Raw genomic sequence first — 25,144 nt, forward strand, 5'->3', positions numbered from 1 at the left:
TCTTTCCAACCCTCCGGTTCCCACCCTCCGGTTCCCACCCCTCCGGGTTTCGCCGGTACGCGAAACATTAGGCGCCCGCCGGGCGGCCCCGGACACTCCCCGCATGCCCCGGACCTACCGCTCACTCGCCCGTGTTCCCGAGTTCACCCCCTTCTTCGCGGCGGCCGCCCTGCGCGTCGGCGCCTCCACCGTCAGCGGGCTCGCGCTCGCCGTCCTCGTCTACGACCGCACGCGCAGCCCGCTGCTCTCCGCGCTCAGCATGTTCGGCCCGTCCTTCGCCCAGATGCTCGGCGCGACCCTGCTGCTCTCCGCCGCCGACCGGCTGCCCCCGCGCGCGGCGCTCGGCGGGCTCTCGGCCGTCGGCGCGCTCGGCACGCTGGTGCTCGCCGTCCCGGGGCTGCCGCTGTGGGCGCTGTTCGCGGTGCTGCTGGGCCAGGGGCTCGCCGACTCCCTCGCCGGCGGCGTCCGCTACGGGCTGCTCACCGAAGTCCTGCCCGCCGAGGACTACCTCCTGGGCCGGTCGCTGCTCGCCGTCTGCTCCGGAGTGACGCAGATCGCCGGGTACGCCCTCGGCGGGCTGCTGGTCGCCGCGATCTCCCCGCGCGGGGCGCTGCTGACCGCCGCCGGGCTCTCGCTGGCCGCCGTGCTCACCGTACGGTTCGGGCTGCGCCGGCGGGAGCCGCGCGCGAGCGGCCGGCCCTCACCGGCCGAGACCTGGCGTACCAACGCCGCCCTGTTCCGCGACCCGTCGCGCCGCGCGCTCTACCTCGCCCTGTGGGTGCCCAACGGTCTGATCGTCGGCTGCGAGTCCCTGTTCGTCCCCTACGACGCGGCGCACGCCGGGCTGCTGTTCGGGAGCGCGGCGGCCGGCATGCTCGTCGGGGACACCCTCGCCGGGCGGTATCTGCCCGCGCGGCTGCGGGCCCGGCTGGCGGCCCCGCTGCGGCTGCTGCTCGCCGCGCCCTACCTGGTGTTCGTCCTGGAGCCCGGCCCCGTCGTGGCGGCGGTCACGGTGGCCGTGGCGTCCGTCGGCTTCTCGGCCGGACTCCTCATGCAGGAGCGGCTGGTCGCGCTGCTCCCCGAGGGCACCCAGGGCCAGGCGCTGGGTCTGCACTCGGCCGGGATGCTCACCATGCAGGGCGTCTGCGCGGCGCTCGCCGGGCTGCTCGCCCAGTACACCTCGGCCCCGGTCGCGATGACGGTGCTGGCGGCGGCGTCGGTCGCGGTCACCCTGGTCCTGGAGCCCGCGTTGCGCACCAGTAGGCTGCGGGTCCACCCCTCTCCGACTTCCGTTCGAGGTACCGCGCAGTGAGCTCCGCAGCACCATCCTCGCCCCTGCCCGTGGCGGTCGTCGGCCTCGGCGCCGACGGCTGGGCCGGGCTCACGGCCGGCGCGCGCGAGGCGCTGGCCCGCGCCGAGGTGCTGATCGGCGGACCCCGCCAGCTGGACCTGCTGCCGCCGGGCGAGTGCACCGGTGAACGGGTGGCGTGGCCGAGCCCGCTGCGGCCCGCCGTGCCGAAGCTCATGGCCGAACACGCGGGCCGCCGGATCGCGGTGCTGGCCAGCGGGGATCCCATGTTCTACGGGATCGGCCGCGCCCTCTCCGAGGAGCTGGGCGCCGGCTCCCTGCGGGTCCACCCGCACCCCTCGTCCGTCTCGTACGCCTGCGCCCGGCTGGGCTGGCCGGTGGAGGACACCGAGGTGGTCACGGTGGTCGGCCGCCCTGTGGCCCGGCTCGCGGCCGCCCTGTACGAGGGGCGGCGGGTCCTGGTGCTGAGCGCCGGGGCGGCGTCCCCGGGCGAGATCGCCGCTCTGCTGCGGGAGCGGGGCTTCGGGCCCAGCCGGATGCGGGTGCTGGAGCAGCTCGGGTCCGAGCACGAGGACGCGTACGAGGGCCGGGCCGACGGCTGGGACCACGAGCCCGGCGACGCCCTGAACGTGGTGGCCGTCGACTGCCGCCGGGATCCGGCCGCCGCCGCCCCCCGCCTGGGCGCGACGCCCGGCCTGCCGGACACCGCGTACGAGCACGACGGCCAGCTGACCAAGCGCCACGTCCGGGCGGCGACGCTGTGCGCGCTGGCCCCGGCCCCCGGTGAACTGCTGTGGGACATCGGCGGCGGCTCCGGCTCCATCGGGATCGAGTGGATGCGCACCCACCCCTCCTGCCGGGCGGTGGCCGTGGAACGCGTACCCGAGCGGGCCGCGCGGATCACCCGCAACGCGGCGGCACTCGGCGTGCCCGGCCTGCGCGTGGTGACGGGTGCGGCCCCGGAGGCGCTGGCCGGACTCCCGGTGCCCGACGCGGTGTTCATCGGCGGCGGCCTGACGGCGCCGGGCCTGCTGGACGCGGCCTGGGCGGCGCTGGCCCCCGGCGGCCGGCTGGTGGTGAACACCGTCACCCTGGAGTCGGAGGCGGTGCTCGGTGACCGCCACAAACGGCACGGCGGGGAGCTGGTGAAGCTGGCCGTCGCGCACGCGGTGCCGGTCGGCGGTTTCACGGGCTGGCGGCAGGCGATGCCGGTGACCCAGTGGTCAGTGACGAAGAGAATGGTGGACCAGACGACATGACCGTGTACTTCATCGGTGCGGGCCCCGGCGCCGCCGACCTGATCACCGTGCGCGGTGCCCGGACCCTGGCCGCCGCGCCCGTCTGCCTGTACGCGGGCAGCCTGGTCCCGCGCGAACTGCTGGCCGAGTGCCCGCCGGACGCCCGGCTGGTCGACACCTCGCAGTTGAACCTGGACGAGATCATCGCCGAGTTCGTACGCGCCCACGAGGCGGGCCAGGACGTGGCGCGGCTGCACTCGGGCGACCCGTCGATCTTCAGCGCCGTCGCGGAACAGATGCGGCGCCTGGACGCGGCCGGCATCCCGTACGAGGTGGTGCCCGGCGTACCGGCGTTCGCCGCGGCGGCCGCCGCGCTGAAGCGGGAGCTGACCGTGCCCACCGTCGGCCAGACCGTGATCCTGACCCGGATCGCCCAGCAGGCCACGCCCATGCCGCCCGGCGAGGACCTCGCCACGCTGGGCCGCAGCGGCGCGCTGCTGGTCCTGCACCTGGCGACCCGGTACGCGGAGCGGGTGGTCGACGAGCTGCTGCCGCACTACGGGGCCGACTGCCCGGTGGCGGTGGTGGCGATGGCCAGCCGTCCCGACGAGCTGATCCTGCGCGGCACCCTCGCCGACATCGCGGGCCAGGTGAAGGCGGCCGGGCTGGTGCGCACCGCGGTGATCGTGGTGGGCCGCACCCTGGGCGCCGAGCAGTTCCGGGACAGCCACCTGTACTCGGCCGAGCGCGACCGGCATGTCTGCTGACACCGCTGACACCGCTGGCTCCGGCCCCGCACGGCACGTCCTGATCCTGGGCGGCACGACGGAGGCCCGCCGCCTGGCCGAAGCCCTGGCCGGGGCGGGGCGGGACGATGCGGTGCAGGACGGTGCGGTGCAGGACGGTACGGTGCAGGACGGTACGGGGTCGGGACGACCGGCCGGGCTACCCGCCCCGGAGACGCTCCGCGTGACCACCTCCCTGGCGGGCCGGGTCGCCGCACCCGTGCTCCCGCCCGGTGAGACCCGCATCGGCGGCTTCGGCGGGCCTGAGGGCCTCGCCGCCTGGCTCCGGGACCACCGGGTCACGCAACTGGTCGATGCCACCCACCCCTTCGCGGAGCGGATGAGTTTCCACGCCGCCGAGGCGGCCGCTCGTACGGGCGTCCCGCTGCTGGCGCTGCGCCGCCCCGGCTGGGTCCCCGGCCCGGGTGACGACTGGACCTTCGCCGACTCCTTGGAAGAGGCCGCCGGCCTGGTGCCGTCCCTCGGCAGCCGGGCCTTCCTGACCACCGGCCGCATGGGCCTGCACACCTTCGCGCACCTCACCGACACCTGGTTCCTGGTGCGTTCGGTGGACCCCCCGGCCGCGCCGGTGCCTCCGCGCCTCGAAGTCCTCCTGGACCGCGGCCCGTTCACGCTCGACGACGAGCGGGCGCTGCTCGCCCGCCACCGTATCGACGCACTGGTGACCAAGGACAGCGGCGGCTCGGCAACCTCCCCCAAGCTCACCGCTGCCCGCGAGGCGGGCATCCCGGTCCTGGTCGTACGCCGTCCCGCGGTCCCGGAGGGCGTATCGGAGGCGCACGCGGTGGCCGAGGCTCTGAACTGGCTGGGCGGCGCGAAGACTTCGTAGCACGCCCCCTCAGCCTCGCCGGCGAGGCTGGATGTGCCCGGCGCGGAGCCTCAAACGCCGGCGAGGCTAAAAATGGGCCACGATCAGGGGTAGCGGCGCGGGGTCCACGTCACGCGCGAGCCGTCGGCGCGCTCCGTCACCTGGGTCTGCGAGGAGCCGATCAGCAGGATCGTGCGCATGTCCACCTCGGACGGCTCCAGTTCGCCGAGGGTGACGATCCGCACCGTCTGCGTCGGGCCGCCCACGTCGCGGGCGACGACCACCGGCGTCCGCGGGGAGCGCAGCTCCAGCAGCAGCTCCCGGGCCTGGGCCACCTGCCAGGTCCGGCTGCGCGAGCCCGGGTTGTACAGGGCGAGAACCAGGTCGGCCGCGGCGGCCGCGCGCAGCCGCTCCGCGATGACCTCCCACGGCTTGAGGCGGTCGGAGAGCGAGATGGTGGCGTAGTCGTGGCCGAGCGGGGCGCCGGCCGCGGCGGCCGCCGCGTTGGCGGCGGTCACGCCTGGCAGGACCCGTACGGGGACGTCCTTGTACTCCGCCTGCCCCGCGACCTCCAGGACCGCGGTCGCCATGGCGAAGACGCCGGGGTCGCCGCCGGAGACCACGGCGACGCGCTGGCCGCGGCGGGCGAGGTCGAGCGCGAACTCGGCCCGCTCCGACTCCACCTTGTTGTCGGAGCCGTGCCGGATCTGGCCCGGCTTGACCGGAACCCGGTCCAGGTACGTCGTGTACCCGACGAGCACCTCCGCGTCGGCCAGCGCCCGCCGGGTCTCGGGGGTCAGCCACAGCGGCCCGGCCGGGCCGGTGCCGACGACCACGACCTCACCGGGCCCGGACGGCACGCTGCCCGGGTTGCCGATCCGGCTGGGCACGACGGCCACGGCGAAGTAGGGGACGCTCTCGGGGTCGGTGTCGGCGAGGACCCCGGTCCGCTCGCCGGCCATGGTCGCGCGCTCCACGTACCGCGCTTCGGCGAGGCGGCCGCTGGCCTCCATGGCCCGCCGGACGGCGGGGAAGGTGCGGCCGAGCTTCATCACGACCGCCGAGTCGGTGGCGGCGAGGCGGGCGGTGAGCTCCTCCTCGGGCAGGGTGCCGGGCAGGATGGTCAGCACCTCCTCGCCCTCCACGAGCGGGGTCCCGAGCCGGGCGGCGGCGGCGCTCACCGAGGTGACCCCGGGGATCACCTCGGCCTCGTACCGGTCGGCGAGGCGCTTGTGCATGTGCATGTACGAGCCGTAGAAGAGCGGGTCGCCCTCCGCGAGCACGGCGACGGTGCGGCCGGCGTCGAGGTGCGCGGCGAGGCGGGCGGCGGAGGCCTCGTAGAACTCCTCCATCGCCCCCTGGTAGCCGCCGGGGTGGTCGGTGGTCTCGGTGGTGACCGGGTAGACCAGCGGTTCCTCGATGTGGTCCGCGCGCAGGTGCTTCGCCGCGATGGAGCGGGCGATCGAGCGGCCGTGCCGGGCGCTGTGGTACGCGACGACCTGCGCCTCGGCGATCACCTCGACGGCCCGCAGGGTCATCAGGGAGGGGTCGCCGGGCCCGAGCCCGACCCCGTAGAGCCGGCCCTTGGCGTGTGCGGCGCTCACTCGGCCACGCTCGCGATCGCGTTGACGGCGGCGGCCGCGATGGCGCTGCCGCCGCGCCGTCCGCGCACGATCAAGTGGTCGAGGCCCGAGGGGTGTTCGGCGAGGGCGTCCTTGGACTCGGCGGCGCCGATGAAGCCGACGGGGACGCCGATGACGGCCGCGGGGCGCGGGGCGCCCTCCTCGATCATCTCCAGCAGGCGGAACAGCGCGGTCGGCGCGTTGCCGACGGCGATCACCGCACCCTCCAACAGGCCCCGGTCCCGCCACACTTCGAGGGCGGCGGCGCTGCGCGTGGTGCCCATCTTCGCGGCGAGCTCGGGCACGGCCGGGTCGGAGAGGGTGCAGATCACCTCGTTGTCGGCGGGCAGCCGCTTGCGGGTGACTCCGCTGGCGACCATCTGCACGTCGCACAGGATCGGCGCGCCGGCGGTGAGGGCGGCGCGCGCCCGCAGCACGACGTCCGGGGTGTAGCCGAGGTCCTTGGGCAGGTCGGTCATCCCGCAGGCGTGAATCATGCGCACCGCGACCTGGGCGACGGAGGCGGGCAGCCCGGAGAGGTCCGCCTCGGCGCGGATCGTGGCAAAGGACTGGCGGTAGATCGCGGCGCCGTCCTTCTCGTACTCGAACACGGTGTACTCGCTCATTTCTTCACTGCGTCGTGGGAAATCGGGGTTGTTCGGGAGGTGGTGCGCGCGTCCAGGAGGGCCGCGCCGAGCTCAGGGGTCGTGACGTGCCGGGGTGCCTGGCCTCCCGGGACGGACAGGCGGTACCCGTCGGGGGTGGCCACGGCGTCCACCCAGTCGGTGCCCCGGGGGTGCCCGCACCGCCGCTCGCACCCGGACCAGTGCAGGGGCAGCGGCCCGCGCGCCCGGTCCACGACGGCGCGCGCGTCGGCGCGTACGTCCGCGAGGGATTTCGCGCAACCGGGCCGTCCGGTACAGGCGGTGACGGACTCCCAGGGGCTGTCGGGGGCGAGGACCAGGCCGGCACTCTCGATCAGGTCCGCACCGGAGAGGGGCCTACGGGTGCTCGCCGAGGGCAGGATGACGGTGCGCCAGGGGGTGACGCGCAGCTCGCGGGCGCCCCGGTCCGCGACCCGTACCAGGACCCGCCACTGCTCGGAGCTCAGCCGCCCCAGCGGCGGCAGTACGCACAGGTGCGTGCGGTTGCCGGTCCCCGCGCCCCACGGCCGGGGCGGCGGCGCGTACGGCCAGGCCACCTCGGTGACGACGGCCGCCTCGATCCCGGCGGCGGCCAGTCGGCGGGTGAACTCGGCCTCGTCCAGGGGGTGTTCGGGGGGAAGTTCGGACACCCGCCAGGCCCGGGTGCCGGCCGCGTCGGCGGTGTCGAGGAAGTATTCGGCGGCGAGCAGCGCCGCCCGGGCCGCGTGCGGCGCGGCCAGTTCCACGGCGTCGGCGGCCGCGCCGAGCCGGATCAGCGCCCGGCCGTCGGGCCCGCCGAGCACGGTCACGTCGGGGCCCAGCGCGGCGACGTCCCCGCGCCCGTCGTCGAAGGCGAACAGGAACCGTCCGGACAGGGCCGCCGCCCGGGGGCTCGCGCAGAGCAACCCGTCGAACGCGCGCACCCACCCCATCACGTCGGGCCGCCCGACCCCTTCGCCATCGCCCGCGCCCGCACCGGTGCCTTCACCGGCGACCTCGGCCGGGGTGTCCAGGCCGGACAGGGGCGTCGCCACGATGTTGCGGACGCGCTCGTGACCGGGCGCCGGGAGCAGTCCCGCCGTGTCCAGCAGCCCCGCGAGGGCCGCGCCGCATCCGTCGTCGAGCCCGCGCAGCTGGACGTTGCCCCGGGAGGTCAGTTCGAGGTGCCCGTCGCCGAACCGGTCCGCGGCGAGCCCGAGCACGGAGGCCTGAGCGACCGTGAGCAGCCCGCCGGGTATCCGGATCCGCGCCAGGAACCCGTCGTCGGCGGCGTGCAGGCGCAGCGCGCCGGGGCAGGCGTCGCCGCGATCCCGTATGACGGGTTCGTCCCGCGCTGCGGCGGAAGGGGGCGTGGGCATGGCGGCGAGCATACCCACGATTCTGCGCCCGCCCCCTGTGTCGATCACCACCCCGAACCAGCCACGACGCGTCCCACCACACCCAGCCCGCCCCCCATCAGCCCCGCCGCCCCATCAGCCTCGCCGACCCAATCAGCCCCGCCGCCCCCATCAGCCTCGCCGGCGTTTGAGGCGCGGAGTCCGCGAATCAGCCTCGCCGGCGTTTGAGGCGCGGGGTCCGGGGCAGAGCCCCGGCAACGGCGCCGCACTCGGCACCCGCCCCGCCGGGACCGGCACGCCCACCCCCACCCCCACTCCCGGCCAGGGAAAGGGCCACCTAGGATGACCACCGGCGGAGCCGTACGGCCCGCCATCGCCGAGGACGGCGACATGGGAGGAAGCCCGGTGCGAATCCGGCGCGGTCCCGCCACTGTGAACCCTGCGGAGCCAATCGGCCGGGTGAGTCAGGAACTCCCGCTGTCCTCACTGCCCGGGGCGCGGAAACCCCGAGGAAGGCCTGCCGCCGCATGATCCTGCTGCTGTCGACGTCCGACACCGATCTGCTCAGCGCCCGCGCCGCGAACACGGCGGACGGCCCCGTCCCGTACCGGTTCGCGAACCCCTCCCGCCTTCCCCTCGACGACCTCCCCGGCCTCCTCGACGGCGTCGACCTGGTCGTCGTACGCCTCCTCGGCGGCCTCCGCGCCTGGCAGGAGGGCCTCGATCTGCTGCTGGCCCCCGCCCAGACCCGCCCGGTGGTCGTCCTCACCGGCGAACAGGCCCCGGACGCCCAGCTGATGGAGGCCTCCACCGTCCCGATCGGCATCGCCGCCGAGGCGCACGGCTACCTCGCCCACGGCGGCCCCGCCAACCTGGACCAGCTGGCGCGCTTCCTCTCGGACACCGTGCTCCTCACCGGCCACGGCTTCGAACCGCCCGCCGCCTCGCCCACCTGGGGCCCGCTGGAGCGCACGCCCGGGACCACCACCGGCCCCAAGATCGCCGTGCTCTACTACCGCGCCCACCAGATGAGCGGCAACACCGCCTTCGTCCACGCCCTGTGCGACGCCATCGAGGCCCAGGACGCCCAGGCGCTCCCCCTCTACGTGTCCTCGCTGCGCACCCCCGAGCCGGAGCTGATCGCCGCGCTGGAGTCGGCCGACGCGGTCGTCACCACCGTCCTCGCGGCGGGCGGCACCAAGCCCGCCACCGCCTCCGCCGGGGGCGACGACGAGTCCTGGGACGCGGGCGCGCTCGCCGCGCTCGGTGTCCCGATCCTCCAGGCCCTGTGCCTCACGGGCTCGCGCGGCGCCTGGGAGGAGAGCGACGAGGGCCTGTCCCCGCTCGACGCCGCGACCCAGGTCGCCGTGCCCGAGTTCGACGGCCGCCTGATCACCGTCCCGTTCTCCTTCAAGGAGCTCGACGAGGACGGCCTGCCCGCCTACGTGGCCGACCCCGAGCGGGCCGCCCGGGTCGCGGGGATCGCCGTACGCCACGCCCGGCTGCGGCACATCGAACGCCGCGACAAGAGGGTCGCGCTGGTGCTGTCGGCGTACCCGACCAAGCACTCCCGCATCGGCAACGCGGTCGGGCTCGACACCCCGGCCAGCGCCGTCGAACTGCTGCGCACGCTGATCGCCGGCGGCTACGACTTCGGCCCCGTCGAGGACATCCCGGGCCTGGTCTCCGGCGACGGCGACGAGCTGATCCGCGCCCTGATCGAGGCCGGCGGCCACGACCAGGACTGGCTCACCGAGGAGCAGCTGGCCCGCAACCCGGTCCGCATCCCGGCCGCCGACTACCGGCGCTGGTTCGCCGAACTCCCCGCTGAGCTCCGCGAGAGCGTCGAGGAGCACTGGGGCGAGGCTCCCGGCACCATGTTCGTGGACCGCTCGGCGAACCCGGAGGGCGACATCGTGCTCGCCGCCCTGCGCCGCGGGAACCTGCTGATCCTGATCCAGCCGCCGCGCGGTTTCGGCGAGAACCCGATCGCGATCTACCACGACCCGGACCTGCCGCCGTCGCACCACTACCTGGCCGCGTACCGCTGGATCCAGGCGCGCGCGGAGGACGGCGGCTTCGGCGCCGACGCGATGATCCACCTGGGCAAGCACGGCAACCTGGAGTGGCTGCCGGGCAAGAACGCCGGCCTGTCCGCGTCCTGCGCGCCCGACGCCGCCCTCGGCGACCTGCCCCTGATCTACCCGTTCCTGGTCAACGACCCGGGCGAGGGCACCCAGGCCAAGCGCCGCGTGCACGCCACCCTGGTCGACCACCTGGTGCCGCCGATGGCGCGCGCGGAGTCGTACGGAGACATCGCGCGCCTGGAGCAGCACCTGGACGAGTACGCCCAGATCTCGGCGATGGACCCGGCGAAGCTGCCGGCCATCCGCGCCCAGATCTGGACCCTGATCCAGGCCGCGAAGCTCGACCACGACCTCGGCCTCGAAGAGCGCCCGGACGACGACGGCTTCGACGACTTCCTGCTGCACGTCGACGGCTGGCTGTGCGAGGTCAAGGACGCCCAGATCCGCGACGGTCTGCACGTCCTGGGCGGCGCCCCGACCGGCGGGGCCCGGGTCAACCTGGTCCTCGCGATCCTGCGCGCCCGTCAGATCTGGGGCGGTACGACGGCCCTGCCCGGCCTGCGCGAGGCGCTCGGCCTCGACGAGTCGGCGGCCACCCGTACGACCGCCGACGAGGCGGAGGCGGCGGCCCGCGCGCTGGTCCAGGCGATGGAGGACGCGAACTGGGCCCCCGGGGCGGTGGCTTCGGTAGCCGCCGGATACTCGGCGGACGTGGCGGCCGTACTGGACTTCGCGGCCCGCGAGGTCGTCCCGCGCCTGGCCGGCACCACCGACGAGATCGCCCACGTGGTGAGCGCGCTCGACGGCGCCTTCGTACCGGCGGGCCCGTCCGGCTCGCCGCTGCGCGGCCTGGTCAACGTCCTGCCCACCGGCCGCAACTTCTACTCGGTGGACCCGAAGGCCGTCCCGTCCCGCCTCGCGTGGGAGACCGGGCAGGCCCTGGCCGACTCGCTGCTGAACCGCTACCGCACGGACAACGGCGAGTGGCCCGCCTCCGTCGGCCTGTCCCTGTGGGGCACCAGCGCGATGCGCACCTCGGGCGACGACGTCGCCGAGGCGATGGCGCTGCTCGGCATCCGGCCGGTCTGGGACGAGGCCTCGCGCCGTGTGACCGGCCTGGAGCCGATCCCACTCGCCGAACTCGGCCGTCCCCGCATCGATGTGACGCTGCGCATCTCGGGCTTCTTCCGTGACGCGTTCCCGCACGTCATCGGGCTGCTGGACGACGCGGTGCGGCTCGCCGCCTCGCTCGACGAGCCCGCCGACCAGAACTTCATCCGGGCCCACGCCCAGGCGGACCTGGCCGAGCACGGCGACGAACGGCGCGCGACGACCCGTATCTTCGGCTCGCGCCCCGGCACGTACGGCGCGGGCATCCTCCAGCTGATCGACTCGCGCGACTGGCGGACGGACGCCGACCTGGCCGAGGTCTACACGGTGTGGGGCGGTTACGCCTACGGCCGCGGCCTGGAGGGCCGGGCCGCGCGCGAGGAGATGGAGACCGCCTACAAGCGGATCACGGTGGCCGCGAAGAACACGGACACCCGCGAGCACGACATCGCCGACTCGGACGACTACTTCCAGTACCACGGCGGCATGGTGGCCACGGTCCGCGCGCTGCGCGGTACCGCGCCGGAGGCGTACATCGGCGACTCCACCCGCCCGGAGACGGTCAAGACCCGCACCCTGGTGGAGGAGACGTCCCGCGTCTTCCGCGCCCGCGTGGTCAACCCGAAGTGGATCGAGGCCATGCGCCGCCACGGCTACAAGGGAGCCTTCGAGCTGGCCGCGACGGTGGACTACCTCTTCGGCTACGACGCCACGACCGGCGTGGTGGCCGACTGGATGTACGACAAGCTGACGGAGACCTACGTCCTGGACCCGGAGAACCGCGCGTTCCTGGAGGAGGCCAACCCGTGGGCCCTGCACGGCATCGCGGAGCGCCTGCTCGAAGCCGAGTCCCGGGGCATGTGGGAGAAGCCGGACCCGCAGGTCCTGGAGTCCCTGCGCCAGGTGTACCTGGACACCGAGGGCAACCTGGAGGGCGAGGCGGAGTAGCCGCCGGCCAGGCGGGGTGACCGCCGCGGATCCGGAGACCGCCCCCTCGCCCCGCCGGACGCGGGGGCGGCCTCAGCATTCCATCGGCGTACCGTCCACGGACGCGCCGACCTCCACGGTGTAGAGGGTCTCGACGGCCGGGCCCGCGGGCGGCTCGTATCCGTACATTTCCTTCGCCTGCCGCGCCGGCATGATCCGCACGTCGAGTTCGCGCACCCCGTTCTCCTCCTGCTGCGAGAAGCAGAATCCGGCCTCCTCCTCGGGCAGGAGCCATCGGTTCGGCCGCCGCGTCCAGCCCTGCTCCGGCGCCGCTTCGCGGTAGAACCGCATCACCGTCCCCGCGTCCACGGGCGCCACGTAGAGCCGGCTCGCGTACATCCAGGCGTCCCCGCTGTCGTCGAGGCACTCGGCCGAGAGCCCCTCGAACCCCTTCAGCTCCGTCGTCCCCTCGGGGCGGGCCTCCAGCACCGGATCCCGCTCCAGGCTCTTCAGCGCGGCCGCCGTGCCCTCGCAGGTCGTGAACGGCGACAGCAGCGAGCACCCGGCGAGCCCGCCCGCCATGACCACGAGCGCCAGCAGCCCGCGTACCCCGCGTATCCCACGGGCGACGCCCGGGTCAGACATGTTCATGGCGGAATTTGATCACCGGCCGGATATCGACGCAATACCTCGAAGGGGGTCCTCCGCACCCCCGGGTGATTCGAACGCCGCGTCACGAACCGAAGCCCGGACGTCCCTTGGGGTTTGCCATCCCGGCGCAACTGCGTTCGAGCGTTCGCTCCCCACCGCCCGTGACGCCGCTCTGAACAGCCACGTTCTTCCGGCATCAGTTCGCCGGCCGCGCCGCCTCGGGAGGAATCTTGCGATCCGTGCACGTTCATGTGGTGTTCGACCCCGCACCGGACGGAGGTGGCCGCGCATGAGGCTCCTCAAGCGGCCCGTGCCCGCCGAGCCCACCGTCTCCGAGAGCGAGCGCCGGCTCTTCGGCGGGCCCCTGCGCTACGACGCGGGCTGGGCCAACCACGAGTACGCCCGGCTGGAGAGCCGGCTGCTCACCACCCTGCGCGCCATGCCCCGCATGGTCGGCGGAACCCTCCGGCTCGCATGGAACACCGACCGGCCGGCGCTGCTCACCGTCGCCGCCTCCGAGGCCGGGCAGGGCGTCACCTCCGCCGTCGGGCTGCTCGTCCTCAGCGAGGTGCTCCGTACGCTGCTCGGGGCGGGCAGCCCCGCCGACCGGCTGCACGCCGCCCTGCCCGCCCTCGCCACCGGCGCGCTGGTAGCCGTACTGGGAGCCGTGCTCGCCTCCCGGTCCACGGCGGCCGCCGGGCGGCTGGAGCCCAAGGTCGAGCGGGCCGCGCAGGAGCAGTACCTGCGCGCCGCCGTCGAGGTGGAGCTCGAAGCGATCGAGGACGGGGAGTTCCGCCGGCTGCTGGACAGCGCCCAGTGGGGCCCGCCCTCGGCCCGCCGCACCATCGGCGCCTGTGTGGCCACCCTCGGCGGAGTGATCTCCCTGGTCGCCACCGCCGGGGTGCTCACCGTGCTGCACCCGCTGCTGCTGCCCATGCTGCTGCTGATCGCCGCCCCGCGCGGCTGGGGTGCGATGCGGGTGGCGCAGCGCCGCTACGTGTCCGTGATGGCCTGGGTGGAACACGTACGGGCCGCCCGGCTCATCGGCCAGCTGCTGATCTCCCGTACGTCGGCGCCCGAGGTCCGGGTGCACGGCGTCGGCCGCTATCTGCTGGGCCACTATCGCCACATGGCCGAGCACGCCGAGGTCGAGGCCACCCGCCTCGCCAAGGACAAGGCGGCCACGGAGCTGCTGGCCGCCGCCCTCTCCGGGGTCGCCGCCCTGGTCACGTACGCGGCGATGGGCGCGCTCATCGCCGCCGGGCGGATGGACCTCGCGGTCGCCGGCACCGCCGTGATCGCCGTGCGCGCCGGTTCCGCGAGCCTGGGCGGGCTGGTCTCCACCACCAACACCCTGCACGAGGAGTCCCTGTACGTCCGGGACCTGGAGCGGTTCGTCGCCGAGGCGGGCCGTCGCGCGATCCCGCGGGGCGGGCGGCCGCTGCCCGAGGCGCTGGGCACGGTCCGGTTCACGGACGTGGGGTTCGGCTACCCGGACCGGGACGAGCCGGCCCTCGCCGGGGTCTCCCTGACCATCGAGGCGGGCAAGGTCGTGGCCCTGGTCGGGGAGAACGGGTCCGGCAAGAGCACCCTCGTCAAACTCCTCACCGGTCTGCACCTGCCCGACACGGGGTCGCTGACCTGGGACGGGGTGGACGTACGGGAGGCCGACCGGGAGCAGGTCTTCGACCGGGTCGCCCTGCTCACCCAGGACTTCGAACGCTGGCCCGTGACCGCCCGTACCAACATCGCCATCGGCCGGCCCGGCGACGAGGCACCGGAGCGGTCGGTGGACGAGGCGGCCGCGGTCGTCGCCGCCGCGCGCCATGCCGGGGCCGACGGGATCATCGAGAAGCTGCCGAACGGCTACGAGACGCTGCTCGCGCGGGTCTTCCGCGGCGCGTCCGAACTCTCCGGCGGGCAGTGGCAGAAGTTCGGCCTGGCCCGCACCCGCTACCGCGACGCGCGCGTCATCGTCGTGGACGAGCCGACCTCGGCACTCGACCCGGCGTCGGAGATCGCCGCGTTCGACAGCATCCGCGCTCTGGCCGGTCCGAACCGGGCGGTCGTCCTCGTCACGCACCGCATGTCGGGGGTGCGCCACGCCGACGTCATCTACGTCCTGCACCAGGGGCGGCTCGTCGAACAGGGCGGCCACGAGGAGCTGTTGGCGCGGGGCGGCCGGTACGCGTCGATGTTCCGGATGCAGGCCGACCAGTACGGGGAACAGGCCGTCCCGTACGAGGAGCGGGCCGACCGGTACGGCGAACAGCCGGAGGACGTGAGCGCCCCTATCCCCCGGCAGGCCCCCGCGCCACAGAAAGACACCACCGTCACCTGATGCGGTGAACTCCCCCTTATCCCACGGCCACCAGGGGTAGGGCACTGCTGATCTCGTGCGGGGGCCCGGGCGACCGGGCCCCCGCACCAGACGGACGTACAGACACACGAAAGGCCCACCCGCCGTGACGCAGCCGTTCCAACTGCCGGATTTCTACGTGCCCTATCCGGCGCGACTGAACCCCCATCTGGAGGACGCGCGGGTCCACACCAAGCAATGGGCACGCGCGCTCGGCATGCTGGAAGGTTCCGGCGTCTGGGAGGAGCGCGACCTCGACTCCCACGACTACGCCCTGCTGTGCTCGTACACCCACCCCGACTGCGACAGCGACGCGCTGTCGCTGGTCACCGACTGGTACGTGTGGGTGTTCTTCTTCGACGACCACTTCCTGGAGATGTACAAGCGCTCCCAGGACCGCGACGGTGCCAAGGAGTACCTCGACAAACTCGCCGCGTTCATGCCGATGAACCTGGCGGACGGATTCCCCGAGCCGACCAACCCGGTCGAGGCCGGCCTGGCGGACCTGTGGGCGCGGACCGTGCCGGCGATGTCCATGGACTGGCGGGAACGGTTCTCCCAGTCGACGAAGAACCTGCTCAACGAGTCGATGTGGGAGCTCGCCAACATCAACATCGGGCGGGTGGCGAACCCGCTGGAGTACATCGAGATGCGCCGCAAGGTGGGCGGCGCCCCCTGGTCGGCCGGACTGATCGAGTATGTCTCCGCCGAGGTCCCGGCGCGGGTGGCGCACTCACGGCCGCTCGGCGTGCTGCGCGACGCCTTCTCCGACGCCGTGCACATCAGGAACGACATCTTCTCCTACGAGCGCGAGGTCGCCGACGAGGGCGAACTCTCCAACGCCATCCTGGTGTTGGAGACCTTCCTCGACTGCACCACCCAGGAGGCCGCCGAGGCCTCCAACGATCTGCTCACCTCCCGGCTGCAGCAGTTCGAACAGACCGCGCTCTCCGAGCTCCCCCAGCTCTTCGCCGATCACGCGATGAACCCGGCGGAGATCGCGGCCGTCCTCGCCTACGCGAAGGGGCTCCAGGACTGGCAATCGGGCGGCCACGAATGGCACATGGTCTCCAGCCGCTACATGAACAAGGAGGCCCGCGCCACCGCGCCCGTCTCCCTGCCCTTCCTCCCGTCCGGGCTCGGCACCACCGCCCTCGACCTGCGGTCGATCCTGGCGCCGCGCGCGATGGAGATGCGCCGCCGCAGCTTCACCCACGCGCCCTTCGAGCGGACCGGCCCTTCGGTCGTCCCGGACATCTACATGCCGTTCCCGCTCACGCTCAGCCCGCATCTGGAGCACGCGCGCGAGGGCTCCGTCGCGTGGGCCCGGCGGATGGGACTGCTGGACCCGCAGCCCGGCGACCCCGGATCGGCCATCTGGAACGAACAGAAGCTGCGCGGCTACGACTTCGCCCTGTGCTCGGCGGGGATCGACCCCGACGCCACGCCCGAGGCACTGCTCCTCAACGCGTGCTGGCTGACCTGGGGGACGTACGGGGACGACTACTACCCGGTGGTCTTCGCGCAGGCCAGGAACCTTCCCGCCGCGAAGGCGACGACGGCCCGGCTCACCGCCATGATCCCGGTCGACCACGCCGAGCAGCCGGAGCCGGCGACCGCGATGGAGCGGGCCCTCGGCGAGCTGTGGGTGCGCACCAGCCAGGACATGGGCCCGGCCGTCCGCGCCGAGTTCCGGGCCACGCTGGTGGACATGCTGGAGAGCTGGCTGTGGGAGGTGGAGAACCAGATCCTGGGCCGCATCCCCGACCCGGTGGACTACGCGGAGATGCGGCGCCGCACCTTCGGCTCGTACCTCACGATGTACCTGTGCCGGCTGGGCCAGCAGGGCCGCGGCATCCCCGAGGAGATCTACGCCTCCGGGACCATCAGGTCCCTGGAGAACGCGGCGGCCGACGCCGCGTGCATGATCAACGACATCTTCTCGTACCAGAAGGAGGTGGAGGTCGAGGGTGAGGTGCACAATTTCGTGCTCGTCACCCGGAACTTCTTCGACATCGGCTATCCGGAGGCCCTGCGCATCTGCCACGACCTGATGACGCAGCGCACCGAGGAGTTCGAGCACATCGTCGCGAACCAGCTGCCGTTGCTCTACGACGACTGGAAGCTGGAGGCCGAGGCGCGGTCCGGGATCGACGCGTACGTCGGCGAACTGCGGGACTGGCTCGCCGGGATCCTCAACTGGCACCATAAGTGCCGCCGTTACCGCGAGGAAGACCTCCACGCAATCCCCGACATGCTGTCCACCGGCGTGCTGGGCTCCGGCTTCGGCATGTCGGCAGCCCGGATCTCCCTACCCGCGTGATCCCGGCGGCGGGGGCGGTCCGCTCGCCCGCCCCCGCCGCCCCTCAGGCCGGACGGGCTCAGGAGCTGGTGGCGCGGACCGAGCCGGTGCTCGGGCCGCTGGTGTCGCCAATGAAGCAGGTGACCTCGCGTTCGCCGAAGGTCCAGTTGGCGGAGCTCGGATAGTAGTAGTACACCTTCATGGTCTTCGGGAGCTTTGCGGCAGCGCCCACGTAGTCGGTGAGCGCCTTGCCGCAGTTCGCGTTGGCCATCGAAGCGATCTTCTTCTCGCCCGGGTACGGCCCGTCCTTCAGGCCGAAGACGGCAAACGCCTCCGACTGGTGCGGTTCGGCGCAGGGCACGATGTCCACCGACAGGGGCGCTCGGCCGTCCTCGCCCTGATAGTCCTTCAGATCGTCGTCGGTGTTGAAGCAGTCACCCACTTTGATGTCTTCCACGTCGGTGACGACCGGGCCGGTGACCCGGCCACCGGTGTCGCGCTTCGACAGGGTGCTGCTGCCGTCGTCCGCCACTCCGGAGAGCCCGAGGAACAGCACGAACACGAGGGCCGTGCTGTGGACGGCGGCGGGCGCGACGGCCACGCCCTTGCTCTTCTGTCCACGATGGCGCACAGGGAGCCGGGCGGTGTTGCCGAGGATCAGCGGGACCCTCCGCAGTGCCCGGAGCATCGACAGGACGAGCGCCACGACGGCGTACCGGCCCTGCGGGCCGCCGTGCGACCGGGGCTGCCCCGGCTGTCCGTACGGTCCCGGCTGCGGGTGCGGCTCGGGCGACGACGGTGGTGGGAGTGGTTGCGGCAGTCTGGACATGCGCGCGGCTCTCCTTGCACAGAGTGTGAGACGCGGCCGACGGGCATGCGGTGGCACCGTGGCCGCCGGGTGGGGCCCGATGTGCAGATGGCGCTCGGACCAGCCGAGCCTCGGCATCTCCCGGCCACCCGCCGGGGCCTGGTCCCAACACGCCGCCGTATACCCGCCGATGGAGTTGTGCCACCTCCCACGCTACTCCCCGGCGCCGGACACGTCCTGACGGGCGGCGGGGCCGGTCCAGTCCTGCGGGACGTGGCCGAGGCGGACTCGTTGGGGGTGGTCGCCGACGGGGACGGATACGCGCTTGGTGCCCGTGGCGAAGTCGATGGCCGTGACCCGGTCGGCGCCGCTCTCGGAGATCACGCAGCCGGTGCCGTCGCCGTCGACCGTGGCCCAGTACGGCTTGTCGGCGGGCACCAGCGGCCCCTCGGCGAGCGTGGCCCGGTCCACGACCGTCGCGTAGTCGTCCATGGTTCCCGCTACGCAGAGCTTGGCGCCGTCCGGGCTCATGGACATGCCGTGGTGGCGCGAGTCGTTGACCCAGGTGGTGCGGTCCTTGCTGGTGGCCGGGTTCTCGGGAAGCACCTTGAGGCGGGTGATGCGGTCGGTGGCCACGTCGTACTCCAGGAAGCCGTTGAAGAACGACACCTGGAAGTAGAGCTTGGACTCGTCGGGGCTGAAGGACACGGGCCGCAGGGCGTCCGAGAGGTCCGGGCGGCCGAAGCTGTCCAGGCGCTCCCGCATGTCGATCACCCGTACCGTGCGGAAGGTCTGCGCGTCGACGACGGTGATCTTCCGGTCGCCCTTCGTCCAGTCCAGCCAGGACGCGTCGAGGGCGGAGGTCACGTCCCCGATGGAGCTGTTCCACAGGAAGCGGCCGTCGCGGGTGAAGGTGTTCTCGTGCGGCTTGTCGCCGGTGGCGAAGGAGCCGGTCTGCCGGCCGGTGGTGATGTCCAGGACGTGCACGGTGTTGGCGGTGGAGGCGGAGACGGCGACACGGGTGCCGTCCGGCGAGACCGCCATGTGGTCGGAGCGGTAGCCGGCGACCGGAAAGCGCCAGTTGATCCGGCCGGACCGGACGTCGATGGAGACGACGTCGGCGAAGCTGGGCCGGGAGACGACCACCGCCGAGCCGTCCGGGGTGGTGTACATGTCGTCCACGAACTGATCGTGCCCCTCACCGGCGGTGGCGCGGACGCCCAGGAAGAAGCCGAGCTTCACGGGGTTGAGGTAGATCTCGCGGAGCCGCTCCTCCTTGTCGGGGATCACATTGATCCGGCCGACGCGCGCGAGGTCACCGGTCGAGGCGAGGACATCGGCCGTGCCCTCCCAGTTGTTGCCGACGAACAGCACCTCACGGAGGCCGGAGGCGGGGGTGGCGCCGGCCGGGGCGGGCCCCGCCAGGAGCGCGGCGGTGGCCGCGGTGAGGACTCCTGCGGTGAGGAAGGCGCGCAGGGGCGTACGGGCGGTGCGTTCGGTCCGGGACATCCGCTCAACTCCGTTGGATGGAGGCGCTGTTACCGGCCGGTAAAATAGGCGGAACGGCAAAAGGGCGCAACCCTCAGGGGGCACGCCCTTTCGTCACGTCGGGAAGTCACACGGGGAGTTACTCGCGGAGTCACCGCTTCAAGCGACGACACCGATCCGACCGACCGCGGTGTTCGAGCCGTCGTGGTGGATCGGGATGTGCGCTCCGGCCAGCGCGGCCCCGGTGCCGCCGCGCCGGTTGGCGACGATCTCGGCGGCGATGGACAGCGCGGTCTCCTCCGGGGAGCGGGCGCCGAGGTCCAGACCGATCGGGGAGCGCAGCCGGGCCAGTTCGAGCTCGGTCACGCCGACCTCGCGGAGCCGCTTGTTGCGGTCCTCGTGGGTCCGGCGGGAGCCCATGGCGCCGACGTAGGCGACGGGAAGCTTGAGGGCCAGTTCGAGGAGCGGGACATCGAACTTGGCGTCGTGGGTGAGTACACACAGGACGGTCCGGCCGTCGACATCCGTGCTTTCCAGGTAGCGGTGCGGCCAGTCGACGACGATCTCGTCCGCCTCGGGGAAACGCTTCTTCGTGGCGAATACGGGCCGGGCATCGCACAGGGTGACGTGGTAGCCGAGGAACTTGCCGATCCGCACCAGGGCGGAGGCGAAGTCGATGGCACCGAAGACGATCATCCGCGGGGGCGGGACGCTGGACTCGACCAGCACCTTGAGCGGCTCTCCGCAGAGCCGGCCGTCGGCGCCGATCTCCAGTACGCCGGTCCTGCCGGCGTCCAGCATGGCGCGGGCCTCTTCGGCGATGGTGCGGTCCAGCTCGGGGTGTCCCCCGAAGCCGCCCTCGCAGGAGCCGTCGCCGCGGACGACCAGGGCGCGGCCCATGAGCTCGGCCGGGCCCTCGGCGATCCGGGCGACCGCCGCCGCCTCCCCGCGGGCGGCGGCGGCCAGCGCGGCCGCGAACACCTCCCGCACGGGAGAGCCCACGGGAACCGGGGTGACCAGGATGTCTATGACGCCGCCGCAGGTCAGGCCCACGGCGAAGGCGTCGTCGTCGCTGTAGCCGAAGCGCTCCTGGACGGTTTCGCCGTCCTCCAGCGCGTGCCGGCACAGCTCGTACACCGCGCCCTCCACGCATCCACCGGAGACCGAGCCGATGGCCGTGCCCTCGCTGTCGACGGCGAGTGCGGCTCCGGGCTGCCGGGGTGCGCTCCCGCCGACGGCCACGACGGTGGCGACGGCGAAGTCACGTCCCTGCTCGACCCACCGGTTCAGTTCTTCGGCGATGTCCAGCATGTGCGGCCTCCTCGGAGAGGTTCGGTTTCCAGTATCGGATACGCGGAGGGTGCGGTTCTGCGTACGGATCAGGTCGGTCCGGGTCAGCCGACCCCGAGCCAGCCCTCGATCGGGTGCAGGGCGTAGAAGACCACGAAGATCGCGGTCAGACCCCACATGAAGCCGCCGATCTCACGGGCCTTGCCCTGAGCGATCTTGATGGCGACGTAGGAGATGACACCCGCGGCGACACCGGCGGTGATCGAGTAGGTGAACGGCATGATCACGACGGTCAGGAAGACCGGGATCGCGGTCGAGCTGTCCGCCCAGTCCACGTGGCGGGCGTTCTGCATCATCATCGCGCCGATGACGACCAGGGCCGCGGAGGCGACCTCACCCGGGACGATCTGCGTGATCGGGGTGAAGAAGAGGCAGGCGGCGAAGAGCAGGCCGGTGACGACGGAGGCGAGGCCTGTGCGGGCACCCTCACCGACGCCGGTCGCGGACTCCACGAACACGGTCTGGCCGGAGCCACCCGAGACGCCACCGATGGCGCCACCGGCGCCGTCGATGAACAGGGCCTTGGAGAGGCCCGGCATGCGGCCCTTGTCGTCGGCGAGCTTGGCCTCGGTGCCGACGCCGATGATGGTGGCCATCGCGTCGAAGAAGCCGGCGAGAACGAGGGTGAAGACGATCATGCCGACGGTCATGTAGCCGACATCGCCCCAGCCGCCGAAGGAGACGTCACCGAAGAGCGAGAAGTCCGGCGTCGAGATCGCGGAGCCGGTCAGCTCCGGCGGGCCGCTCTTCCAGGACTTCGGGTCGATGTCCGCCACGGCGTTCAGGATGGCGGCGAGCACGGTTCCGCCGATGATGCCGATCAGGATCGCGCCGGGGATCTTGCGGGCCTGCAGCATGAAGATCGTGAGCAGGGTCACGCAGAAGATCAGGACGGGCCACCCGGCGAGCTCACCGACGGCACCGAGCTGGACAGGGGGGCCGAACTCCGGGCCCCTGCCGACGAAGCCGGCCTTCACGAGGCCGATGAGGGCGACGAACATGCCGATGCCCATGGTGATCGCGTGCTTGAGCGCGAGGGGGATCGCGTTCATGATCATCTCGCGGAGGCCGGTGACGACCAGGAGACAGATCACGACACCGTAGACCACGCACATGCCCATGGCCTGCGGCCAGGTCATCTGGGGCGCTACCTGCGAGGCGAGCACGCCGGACACGGACAGGCCGGCGGCGAGGGCCAGCGGCACCTTGCCGACGAAGCCCATGAGGAGCGTCGTGACGGCCGCGGCGAACGCCGTGGCGGTGATGATCGCCGAGCCCTCCATCGCGGCGCCGGTGACGTCCTTGCCCGAGAGGAGCAGCGGGTTGAGCAGGAGGATGTAAGCCATCGCCATGAAGGTCGTGATACCGCCACGCACTTCGTTGCCGACGTTGGATCCTCTGTGGGTTATGTGAAAGTACCGGTCGAGCCAAGATCTGCCGGCGGGGGTGAGAGTGCCGTCGCCGGCCTCCTCCGCGGTGGTCTTGGGCTCTACAGACGACTGGGTCATGGTGCCTAACTCCCAAGGTTCAAAGGGGCACCCGCTTGGGGATTGGAGACGCGGGATTTGGGATGCTGCGTTTGGCTGCACGACCCGGGGTGACGGCCCGAGGCGACGCGAATGGTGCTGCGTGTACTGCGGGTACTGCGGGGTTACCGGTACCTCTCGCACTGCTGGTGGTTCTGCAGTGGTGCTGCAGGGGTGCTTACGGGTACTACTGGGTACTACTGGGTACTACTGGGTACTGCTGGTACTGCCGTGTGAAGCGGACCGCGAGCGGTGCGGTACTTCGTACTCCGGGCGGTGGACTGTGAAGTGTGACGTTCCCGTGTCACACCGCCCGGAGAGTCTGGGGGGTCCGGGGGCCTCACGGCCCCCGGACCGCGCCGTCCTAGAGGGTGCCGGTGAGGGCCTCGGGACGGATCGGCGTCTTGTTGAGCTCCAGACCGGTCGCCTGCCGGATCGCCGCGAGGACGGCCGGGGTGGACGAGAGGGTCGGGGCCTCGCCCATACCGCGCAGGCCGTACGGCGCGTTCGGGTCGGCGAGCTCCAGGACATCGACCGGGATGGTCGGCGTGTCGAGGATGGTCGGGATCAGGTAGTCCGTGAAGGAGGGGTTGCGCACCTTCGCGGTCTTCGGGTCCACGATGATCTCTTCCATGATCGCGACGCCCAGGCCCTGGGTGGTACCACCCTGGATCTGGCCGACCACGGAGAGCATGTTCAGCGCCTTGCCGACGTCCTGGGCGGTGGCGAGCTCGACGACCTTGACCAGGCCGAGCTCGGTGTCCACCTCGACCACCGCGCGGTGCGCGGCGAACGTGTACTGGACGTGGCCGTCGCCCTGGCCGGTCTTCAGGTCGAAGGGGACGGTCGGCCGGTGCCGGAACTCCAGCTCCAGGTCGATCGCGTCCTCGCCCTCCAGGATGTCGGCGATGTCCGCGAGGACCTCGCCGCCGTCGGTGACGACCTTGCCGCCTTCGAGCAGCAGCTCGGCGGTGGCCCACGCCGGGTGGTAGGAGCCGTTCTTGCGGCGCCCGATCTCCAGGACGGCCTCGCGCACGGCCTCACAGGTGTTCTTCACGGCGCCACCGGTCATGTACGTCTGCCGCGAGGCGGACGTGGAACCGGCGGAGCCGACCTGCGTGTCGGCCGGGTGGATCGTCACCTGCGTGACGCCCAGCTCGGTACGGGCGATCTGCGCGTGGACGGTGACACCGCCCTGGCCGACCTCCGCCATGGCCGTGTGGACCATCGCGACGGGCTCGCCGTTGATGACCTCAAGACGCACGCGGGCGGTCGAGTAGTCGTCGAAGCCCTCGGAGAAGCCGACGTTCTTGATGCCGACCGCGTAGCCGACGCCCCGGACGACGCCCTCACCGTGGGTGGTGTTGGAGAGGCCACCGGGCAGCGCGCGGACGTCCGCGCCCTCGCCGGCGGTCTCCCACTGGCGCTCCGGCGGCAGCGGGCGGGCCTTGACCCGGCGCAGCAGCTCGGCGACGGGCGCCGGGGAGTCCACGACCTGGCCGGTGGGCATGATCGTGCCCATCTCCATGGCGTTCAGCTGGCGGAACTCGACCGGGTCCATGCCCAGCTTCGCCGCGAGCCGGTCCATCTGGGCCTCGTACGCGAAGCAGGCCTGGACGGCGCCGAAGCCGCGCATCGCGCCACAGGGCGGGTTGTTCGTGTAGAGCGCGATCGCCTCGATGTCGACGTCGTCGATGACGTACGGGCCGACGGAGAGGGAGGAGGCGTTGCCCACGACCGCCGGGGAAGCGGACGCGTAGGCGCCGCCGTCCAGGACGATCTTGCACTTCATGTGCGTGAGCTTGCCGTCCTTGGTGGCGCCGTGCTCGTAGTAGAGCTTCGCCGGGTGACGGTGCACGTGGCCGAAGAAGGACTCGAACCGGTTGTAGACGATCTTGACCGGCTTGTTCGTGGCCAGGGCCAGGAGGCAGGCGTGGATCTGCATCGAGATGTCCTCGCGGCCACCGAAGGCACCGCCGACGCCCGAGAGCGTCATGCGGACCTTCTCCTCGGGGAGACCGAGGACGGGGGCGATCTGCTTGAGGTCCGAGTGCAGCCACTGGGTGGCGACGTAGAGGTCCACACCGCCGTCCTCGGACGGCACGGCGAGACCGGACTCCGGGCCGAGGAAGGCCTGGTCCTGCATGCCGAAGGTGTACTCGCCCTCGACGATGACATCGGCGCGCTTGCGGGCCTCTTCCACGTTGCCGCGGACGATCGGCTGGCGGTGCACGATGTTCGGGTGCGGGACGTGACCGGAGTGGTGGTCGTCGCGGCCCTCGTGGATCAGCGGCGCGTCGGGAGCGAGGGCGGAGGCCTCGTCCGTGACGACCGGCAGCTCACGGTAGTCAATCTTGATCTTGGCGGCCGCGCGGCGGGCAGTCTCCGGGTGGTCGGCGGCCACGAGGGCGACCGGCTCACCGTGGTGGCGTACCCGGCCGTTGGCGAGCACCGGGGTGTCCTGGATCTCCAGGCCGTAGTTCTTCATCTCGGCCGGCAGGTCGTCGTAGGTCAGCACCGAGTACACGCCGGGCATCGCGAGCGCCTCGGAGATGTCGATCGAGGCGATCTCGGCGTGGGCGACGGTGCTGCGCAGGGTCTGGCCCCACAGCATGTCCTCGTGCCACATGTCCGAGGAGTAAGCGAACTCGCCGGTGACCTTGAGGGTGCCGTCCGGGCGCAGCGTGGACTCGCCGATGCCGCCCTTGGTGTGCTTCTGCGTGACGTTGGTCGGCGTACCCGCCGGAACCGTGCGCGTGTCCTGGGCCATGG

General features: G+C 72.5%; 16 protein-coding genes and 1 riboswitch. Of the genes, 7 read left to right on the forward strand and 9 right to left on the reverse strand.

Annotation, left to right across the window (positions count from 1 at the left end; all coding sequences use genetic code 11):
- Window positions 1-103: 103 nt before the first annotated feature.
- Genes MTF65_RS22760 through MTF65_RS22775 form a run of 4 tightly spaced genes read left to right on the forward strand, consistent with a single transcriptional unit; the run spans window position 104 to window position 4,182 of the window.
- Entirely contained in the window at window positions 104-1,312 is a 1,209-nt protein-coding gene (locus MTF65_RS22760; protein WP_243630750.1) for an MFS transporter, read from the forward strand.
- Window positions 1,309-2,568 (forward strand): precorrin-6y C5,15-methyltransferase (decarboxylating) subunit CbiE, encoded by a 1,260-nt coding sequence (gene cbiE / locus MTF65_RS22765; RefSeq protein ID WP_243630751.1) that lies wholly within the window; start codon window positions 1,309-1,311, stop codon window positions 2,566-2,568. Before MTF65_RS22760 ends, cbiE begins: the two co-directional genes overlap by 4 nt.
- On the forward strand, window positions 2,565-3,314 hold the full coding sequence (gene cobM / locus MTF65_RS22770) for a precorrin-4 C(11)-methyltransferase (protein ID WP_243630752.1): 750 nt from the start codon (window positions 2,565-2,567) through the stop codon (window positions 3,312-3,314). The genes cbiE and cobM overlap by 4 nt, the downstream gene beginning before the upstream one ends.
- Window positions 3,304-4,182 carry a cobalt-precorrin-6A reductase gene (locus tag MTF65_RS22775; protein WP_243630753.1) on the forward strand — a complete coding sequence of 293 codons (879 nt, stop codon included), beginning with the start codon at window positions 3,304-3,306 and terminating at the stop codon, window positions 4,180-4,182. The genes cobM and MTF65_RS22775 overlap by 11 nt, the downstream gene beginning before the upstream one ends.
- An 83-nt stretch (window positions 4,183-4,265) precedes the next feature.
- Here MTF65_RS22775 and MTF65_RS22780 read toward each other — a convergent pair whose 3' ends face one another.
- From MTF65_RS22780 to MTF65_RS22790, 3 genes are read right to left on the reverse strand one after another with little or no spacing between them, the layout of a single operon-like run.
- Window positions 4,266-5,765 carry a precorrin-2 C(20)-methyltransferase gene (locus tag MTF65_RS22780; protein WP_243630754.1) on the reverse strand — a complete coding sequence of 500 codons (1,500 nt, stop codon included), beginning with the start codon at window positions 5,763-5,765 and terminating at the stop codon, window positions 4,266-4,268.
- Window positions 5,762-6,409 carry a precorrin-8X methylmutase gene (locus tag MTF65_RS22785; protein WP_243630755.1) on the reverse strand — a complete coding sequence of 216 codons (648 nt, stop codon included), beginning with the start codon at window positions 6,407-6,409 and terminating at the stop codon, window positions 5,762-5,764. Before MTF65_RS22785 ends, MTF65_RS22780 begins: the two co-directional genes overlap by 4 nt.
- Complete coding sequence (locus tag MTF65_RS22790; RefSeq protein ID WP_243630756.1) at window positions 6,406-7,785, reverse strand: cobalamin biosynthesis protein CobG; 1,380 nt, start codon at window positions 7,783-7,785, stop codon at window positions 6,406-6,408. Before MTF65_RS22790 ends, MTF65_RS22785 begins: the two co-directional genes overlap by 4 nt.
- Window positions 7,786-8,158: 373 nt before the next feature.
- Window positions 8,159-8,238, forward strand: a riboswitch (cobalamin riboswitch).
- Between the two features lie 53 nt (window positions 8,239-8,291).
- Here MTF65_RS22790 and cobN point away from each other — a divergent pair.
- On the forward strand, window positions 8,292-11,909 hold the full coding sequence (gene cobN, locus MTF65_RS22795) for a cobaltochelatase subunit CobN (RefSeq protein ID WP_243630757.1): 3,618 nt from the start codon (window positions 8,292-8,294) through the stop codon (window positions 11,907-11,909).
- A 72-nt stretch (window positions 11,910-11,981) separates the two neighbouring features.
- On the opposite strand, the gene MTF65_RS22800 is transcribed toward cobN, so the two are convergent.
- Entirely contained in the window at window positions 11,982-12,539 is a 558-nt protein-coding gene (locus MTF65_RS22800; protein WP_243630758.1) for a hypothetical protein, read from the reverse strand.
- A gap of 289 nt (window positions 12,540-12,828) precedes the next feature.
- Here MTF65_RS22800 and MTF65_RS22805 point away from each other — a divergent pair, with 289 nt between their 5' ends.
- Window positions 12,829-14,880, forward strand: coding sequence for an ABC transporter ATP-binding protein (locus tag MTF65_RS22805; RefSeq protein WP_243630759.1), 2,052 nt, complete (start codon window positions 12,829-12,831; stop codon window positions 14,878-14,880).
- Window positions 14,881-15,004: 124 nt separating this feature from the next.
- Window positions 15,005-17,221, forward strand: coding sequence for a terpene synthase family protein (locus MTF65_RS22810; RefSeq protein WP_243630760.1), 2,217 nt, complete (start codon window positions 15,005-15,007; stop codon window positions 17,219-17,221).
- A gap of 58 nt (window positions 17,222-17,279) precedes the next feature.
- On the opposite strand, the gene MTF65_RS22815 is transcribed toward MTF65_RS22810, so the two are convergent.
- The 5 genes from MTF65_RS22815 to pucD form a co-directional block, all read right to left on the reverse strand.
- A complete protein-coding gene (locus MTF65_RS22815) occupies window positions 17,280-18,029 on the reverse strand; it encodes a DUF4190 domain-containing protein (protein WP_243630761.1) in 750 nt (249 codons plus the stop codon).
- 192 nt (window positions 18,030-18,221) lie between these two features.
- Complete coding sequence (locus tag MTF65_RS22820) at window positions 18,222-19,517, reverse strand: YncE family protein (protein WP_243630762.1); 1,296 nt, start codon at window positions 19,515-19,517, stop codon at window positions 18,222-18,224.
- Window positions 19,518-19,655: 138 nt separating this feature from the next.
- Window positions 19,656-20,807 carry an XdhC/CoxI family protein gene (locus MTF65_RS22825; RefSeq protein WP_243630763.1) on the reverse strand — a complete coding sequence of 384 codons (1,152 nt, stop codon included), beginning with the start codon at window positions 20,805-20,807 and terminating at the stop codon, window positions 19,656-19,658.
- Between the two features lie 83 nt (window positions 20,808-20,890).
- Window positions 20,891-22,354, reverse strand: a complete 1,464-nt coding sequence (locus tag MTF65_RS22830; RefSeq protein WP_243630764.1) for an NCS2 family permease — start codon at window positions 22,352-22,354, stop codon at window positions 20,891-20,893.
- A gap of 382 nt (window positions 22,355-22,736) precedes the next feature.
- Complete coding sequence (gene pucD / locus MTF65_RS22835) at window positions 22,737-25,142, reverse strand: xanthine dehydrogenase subunit D (protein ID WP_243630765.1); 2,406 nt, start codon at window positions 25,140-25,142, stop codon at window positions 22,737-22,739.
- Window positions 25,143-25,144 lie beyond the last annotated feature (2 nt).

It is taken from the genome of Streptomyces sp. APSN-46.1 (assembly GCF_022815725.1).
In the GTDB taxonomy this organism is placed as follows: Bacteria; Actinomycetota; Actinomycetes; order Streptomycetales; family Streptomycetaceae; genus Streptomyces.